The sequence below is a fragment of the Pseudoxanthomonas kalamensis DSM 18571 genome, from assembly GCF_010211745.1.
In the GTDB taxonomy this organism is placed as follows: Bacteria; Pseudomonadota; Gammaproteobacteria; order Xanthomonadales; family Xanthomonadaceae; genus Pseudoxanthomonas_A; species Pseudoxanthomonas_A kalamensis.
The window spans coordinates 1-513 of record NZ_PDWQ01000144.1 but is presented as its reverse complement, the minus strand read 5'-3'; the positions used below and the strand labels follow the sequence as shown (position 1 = coordinate 513).

Genomic DNA, 513 nt, shown 5'->3' with positions numbered 1-513 from the left:
GTAAATAACGGACCTGTCGAGCTTAATATTCTATATTGTTGGTCTTTCTGCAAAAAAGTGGGGAAGTGAGTAATGAAATTATTTCTAACATTTATCTGCATCATACCTTCCGAGCATTTATTAAGCATTTCGCTATAAGTTCTCGCTGGAAGAGGTAGTTTTTTCATTGTACTTTACCTTCATCTCTGTTCATTATCATCGCTTTTAAAACGGTTCGACCTTCTAATCCTATCTGACCATTATAATTTTTTAGAATGGTTTCATAAGAAAGCTCTGAATCAACGGACTGCGATAATAAGTGGTGGTATCCAGAATTTGTCACTTCAAGTAAAAACACCTCACGAGTTAAAACACCTAAGTTCTCACCGAATGTCTCAATATCCGGACGGATAATATTTATTGCTTCTCTTGACCGTAGGACTTTCCACATGCAGGATTTTGGAACCTCTTGCAGTACTACTGGGGAATGAGTTGCAATTATTGCTACACCATTGCGTGCATCGAGTAAGTCGC

1 protein-coding gene is annotated in these 513 nt (G+C 37.8%); it reads right to left on the bottom strand.

Annotated features, from left to right (window positions below):
• Nucleotides 1-163: 163 nt before the first annotated feature.
• Nucleotides 164-513, bottom strand: a 350-nt coding sequence (locus CSC70_RS14425) for a hypothetical protein (RefSeq protein ID WP_425501606.1), incomplete at its 5' end; no start/stop codon positions are given.